Annotated in this window: 7 protein-coding genes; 6 read left to right on the forward strand and 1 reads right to left on the reverse strand. The window is 40.8% G+C overall.

The genetic code is table 11. From position 1 onward, the window contains the following. Positions 1–134: 134 nt before the first annotated feature. The gene (locus tag Q1V93_RS16295; protein WP_300666115.1) at positions 135–737 is read right to left on the reverse strand and encodes a GrpB family protein; all 603 of its coding nucleotides are present in this window, start codon (positions 735–737) and stop codon (positions 135–137) included. Positions 738–1085: 348 nt separating this feature from the next. Here Q1V93_RS16295 and Q1V93_RS16300 point away from each other — a divergent pair, with 348 nt between their 5' ends. From Q1V93_RS16300 to Q1V93_RS16325, 6 genes are all read left to right on the forward strand, one after another. Then, positions 1086–1466, forward strand: a complete 381-nt coding sequence (locus tag Q1V93_RS16300; RefSeq protein WP_300666117.1) for a VOC family protein — start codon at positions 1086–1088, stop codon at positions 1464–1466. A 210-nt stretch (positions 1467–1676) separates the two neighbouring features. Further along, positions 1677–2300, forward strand: a complete 624-nt coding sequence (locus tag Q1V93_RS16305; protein WP_300666118.1) for a GyrI-like domain-containing protein — start codon at positions 1677–1679, stop codon at positions 2298–2300. A gap of 73 nt (positions 2301–2373) precedes the next feature. After that, positions 2374–2946: a Crp/Fnr family transcriptional regulator gene (locus Q1V93_RS16310; RefSeq protein ID WP_300666120.1), complete on the forward strand. Its 573-nt coding sequence runs from the start codon at positions 2374–2376 to the stop codon at positions 2944–2946. A gap of 73 nt (positions 2947–3019) precedes the next feature. Next, entirely contained in the window at positions 3020–3448 is a 429-nt protein-coding gene (locus Q1V93_RS16315; RefSeq protein ID WP_300666122.1) for an SRPBCC domain-containing protein, read from the forward strand. A gap of 173 nt (positions 3449–3621) precedes the next feature. Next, complete coding sequence (locus tag Q1V93_RS16320) at positions 3622–4059, forward strand: hypothetical protein (protein ID WP_300666123.1); 438 nt, start codon at positions 3622–3624, stop codon at positions 4057–4059. A 114-nt stretch (positions 4060–4173) separates the two neighbouring features. Then, positions 4174–4788: a hypothetical protein gene (locus Q1V93_RS16325; RefSeq protein WP_300666125.1), complete on the forward strand. Its 615-nt coding sequence runs from the start codon at positions 4174–4176 to the stop codon at positions 4786–4788. The last annotated feature ends 163 nt before the right edge of the window (positions 4789–4951 follow it).

Here is a 4951-nt window from a genome sequence, read left to right on the forward strand (position 1 = left end):
GGAAATACGCTGAAAGTGTATTTAGCTCCGATTTTATCAGTAAAAGGTGTCATCTGCAGATACGTTAAGTGAGAGGGGGCTTCGTTTTTTGGTTTGAGTTTTATTGAAATTCCCGAAGTTTTCAACCCGAAATATTACCGTATCTGTTTATTTGCGGCCCATTCGATTGCTTTGCGTTCTTCGGTTTTTATAAATTGGTCCTTGGCCAGGTTGTATTCGTTTCCGTCGAGCCATTCTTTCTGACTCAAACTGAGCTTTAGTTGCTGATATGCATCCCTTACTTCCGGATGAAATTCCAAATAATCTCTGAAAGCAATGTGTCTTATCCAGTGTTCCGAATTGTAGGGTAATATGTGGATGTGAGCTAATCTCTGATCGTGTTCTTCCGTACTGTTCGGCGCATCTTTCTCCCGGGTGATTATTGGGGGAATTGACAGGCTCTCCGGCGTCGTTTTGTGTTTTATAAAGAACCTCCTGTACGGCATCTGAACATTATAGATTTCATAATATACATAGCCATTATCAGTCAGCGGTATGATCACCTTATCCAGATCGTCCTCATTGTTTACACCAACAAGAATGTCAATAATGGGTTTTGCAGACAGGCCTTTTACCGATGTGCTTCCGATGTGTTCAATTTGGGGTTTGAGGTAAGCGATTGATTGAATCAGGTTGCGTTTGAGATCTTCGAAGTCATTTGCCCAGTTTGGATTGTGTTTTTCTAATTTAATCTTCATTGTTAAACTGTTTTTATTGCCTTCGCATGCCGATTGAATGATGTAAAGGTATGCAATCGATTTTGAATCCCGGGACTTCTTTCCGCTGCGAATGCTGCGTTAGGCGAGTTTCGGCAAGGGGATTTACAATCAGGCAAGTGTCATTGGGTCTATTCAAAAGCGTTATCAGTTCCATTTCTGTCAAGGCTTCTATTCTATCCGGTTAATCCGCTTATTTCACCATGCTTTCGGAAGATTTATCGGGTTCAATTCCGGTTTGCCCGAAAGGCATTTTATTTCAGATTTTTTCACTAGTATTGAATCGCTTCATTACAGCAGGGTTGAACAATAGATTAAAAACGAATAAACATGAAACGAGTAACAGGAATAGGTGGGATTTTCTTTAAGTGCAAGGATCCTGAAAAAATCAATGCGTGGTACAAAACACATTTGGGAATGGATACCGGACCTTACGGAGTCACGTTTGAATGGAAAGAAGACGATGAATCTTCGAAAAAAGGGACAACGCAATGGAGTCCGTTTTCTGAAACGACCAAGTATTTCGAGCCTTCAGAACGGGAATTCATGATCAACTACCGGGTCGATGACCTGGAAGCGCTGATTGTGGAACTAAAAAAAGAAGGTGTAACGATTTTAGATGAAATGGCGAGCTACGACTATGGAAAATTCGTTCACATCCTGGATGTCGAAGGAAATAAAATTGAATTGTGGGAGCCAACTGATCATTGACGGAATTCGAAATGAAAAGAAATAGCCCGAACGATAAATGTTCGGGCTATTTTGGTTTTTTCCCGATCTGATTTGTTCTTTTTCGGGGATGTTGTATCTGCGTGATGAGGGAAAAAAGAACACCTGATTGATGTTTTAATCCAGCATAAAAACCAACTGCCATAGGGTTGTCAGTGCGGGTGTTTTCTTTTGTAATCTAAACAAAGCAATATGACAAAATTAGACTTAACAAAAGAGTACAAAGCGTATTATACGGCCAAAAACAAACCCGAATTGCTGACGATTGAAAAAGCGTCATTTTTATCAATCACAGGAAAAGGCGATCCTTCCGGGCAAGATTATGCGGAGAACATTCAGGCTTTATATTCCGTTGCGTATGGAGTGAAATTTCTTTGCAAAGCATTGGGCAAAGACTTCGTAGTTCCAAAATTGGAAGGGCTGTGGAGTTTTGACACGGACAAGTATCAAGGTTTTGCGATGGATGAAGCTCCTTTAAAAATCCCCCGCAGCGAATGGAACTACAGAATGCTGATCCGGATGCCGGACTTTGTAACAAAAGAACAGCTGGAACAAGCGATTCAGACAGTTGTGAGCAAAAAGCAAATCGGGCTGGCGGCTTATGTTGAGTTTTACGAAATGGAGGAGGGGAAAGTGGTCCAGATGCTTCATGTAGGTCCTTTTTCCGATGAGCCTGAAACGTTAAAACAAATCCTGGCGTTTTGTGAAGAGCACCAACTGATCAAAAACGGATTACATCACGAAATCTATTTGTCGGACTTCCGGAAAACTGCTCCGGAAAAACTGAAAACTATCCTGAGAGAGCCTGTGAAGTAATCCCTGTCATCTGCGAAAGTTTATTGGAAATAAGTACGTTTGTTGGTATTATTGAAAAGTAAAGGATCAGGAAATGACAGAATTGGAAACAAGTATCAGATCGTATTTCGGAGCAGTGGATTCCCGGGACCTGGAGACCATTGCTTCTTTGTTTCGTCCGGAAACATTGAAAAAAGGGGATTATTTTCTCAAATCGGGCAAAAACTGCGACAAATTGAGCTTTGTACAATCGGGCTTTCTGCGCATTTTTGTTGAAACGGAAAAGAAAGACGTCACGCAATGGATTTCTACGAAAGGGTATTTTACAACGGATCTGGCGGGTTATGTTTTCGGAGATCCCGCCCGGTGGACTATTCAGGCTTTGACAGACGTTGAAATGTATACGCTGCATAAAAGCGACTACCAAACAATGGAAACCCTGGTTCCTGACTGGCCAATCCTGGAAAAAATGTTCATCGTGCGTTGTTTCGTCCTGATGGAAAACCGGATTTTCAGCCACCTTTCCATGACCGCCGAAGAGCGCTATGCTTATTTCTTTGAAAATAATAAGGAATTGTTCAACCAGGTTCCGCTGCAATACATTGCTTCCATGCTTGGAATGACGCCGGAAACCTTCAGCCGGATCAGAAAAAAGCAATTGCTGTGAATTCTTGATTTTTGTCAAGCCGAAACCGGTTCTTTCGAGAGACCTTTGTCTTATAAACGAACGATCAGAAATCATGACAAAAGAAATAAGAACTGAAATTACCATTGAAGCAACTCCCGAAAAAGTATGGAACATCCTGACGGATTTTAACGCTTACCCGGATTGGAACCCGTTTATTACCTCGATTTCGGGAAAAGCAGAAAAGGGAAGTGCGCTGACAGTGAAAATCAAACCCACAGACGGAAAAGCCATGACGTTTAAGCCTACAGTATTGACAGCAAAGAAACACCACGAGTTGAGCTGGCTGGGAAGGTTGTTTTTCAAAGGGCTTTTCGACGGAGAACACAAATTCGAATTGATTGATCGTGGAAACGGAACGCTGACTTTTGTTCAAAGTGAGAAATTCAAAGGCATTTTTGTGGGAATCTTTAAGACAGCGAAAACGGAGAGCGGGTTTCACGCGATGAACCGGAAGTTGAAAGCATTGGCAGAGACCAAATGACCGGATTGTTGTGGTGGTTTTGTGATTCAAGCGTTCCGGTTCAAAAGATTCATTGTAACTGATTCTAACAGCAAAAATTCCAACGAAGGCAGTAAAAGATTCATAGAAAATAGCGGGATTTGAAAAGTTGAAAGAATAAAAACGTAACTTGTATTTGAAAAACAAGAACTTACATGAAAACAATTAATGCCACTGTTTTGAAAGGAATCGGATTTTTCTTTCTTTGCACTTTTTCAATTGGAATTTCCTTTTCTCAACAAGACTATAAGCGTGTTACCGGCTCGTATCGTATTCCGGGTAATGCAGGGAATAATGGAAACACCCCGGTGATCAATTGCGGTTGTAACTCCCCGGGTTTACTGAATTACGAAGCTGCTGATGGCAGTACGCATACATTGATTCTTTGCTTTGATACAGAGCCGGGAGGTTTTTATGAAATTTTCGACGAGGAAGGGATCAGTGTAGAAGGAAATCTTCGAAGTGTGACTTGTGATGACAGCGAATTGCATGAGGTTTTGTACGTCGTTAAATCCGAAATGGAAGTCTTGAACCGGAAAGAGTTGATTCCTGAATCCATTAAAAAACAATCCACATCGCCGCTGAAAAAGTAATTCATGATCCGACTTTGGAAAACGGAGATGTGAAGCTTGAAATGACACAATACGGAAATGCAGTTGGCCAGGGAATCATGAAAAAGCAGTAAAATAGTTATTATTTTAGGTGTCATGCTCAAGGAAATATTCATACAACTTGCACTTTCTTACTCAGACGATGAGGTCCTGAACCAGGAATTATGGCTTGAAATTGAAAAGCAGTATTCGGGAAAGAAACGCCATTATCATACTCTCCGTCATTTGGAACATTTGTTGGAACAACTGACAACGGTGAAATCCGGATTGAGGGACTGGAATACGATTTTGTTTACGCTCTTCTATCATGATGTGATTTACACTGCTTTAAAACCGGATAATGAAGAAAAAAGTGCTGATTTGGCCGAAAAGCGGATGAAACAACTAGGTGTTCCGATTGAATGTATTGAAGCATGCAGGCAGCAGATTTTAGCAACGAAATCGCATGTTGTATCGGAGAATGATGATACCAATTTCTTTACGGATGCCGATCTTTCGGTTTTAGGACAGCATTGGGAAGTGTATTCCACCTATTTCAAAAATGTACGGAAAGAATACGCTGTTTATCCTGATTTGATTTACAACCCGGGACGTAAGAACGTGTTGTTACATTTCCTGGCGATGGAACGGATTTTTAAAACAGACTATTTCTTCGAAAAGTTTGAGGAGCAGGCGCGTGAAAACCTGAAAAAGGAAGTTTCTATTCTTTAATGGTAGGATTGAAACATACAAGGGTATAAAACTGAAATACAGCCAATAAAAACCTTCCATATTTCTTTCTTTTATGGCGATATTCATGGGAATTATCCACTTGAGTCAGGTGAAGAAATTTTGACCAAAGAAATTGCAAAAGCAAATTTAAATGTGGTTTTCT

Origin of the sequence: Fluviicola sp. (assembly GCF_030151805.1) — a bacterium.
Taxonomy (GTDB): Bacteria; Bacteroidota; Bacteroidia; order Flavobacteriales_D; family Crocinitomicaceae; genus Fluviicola.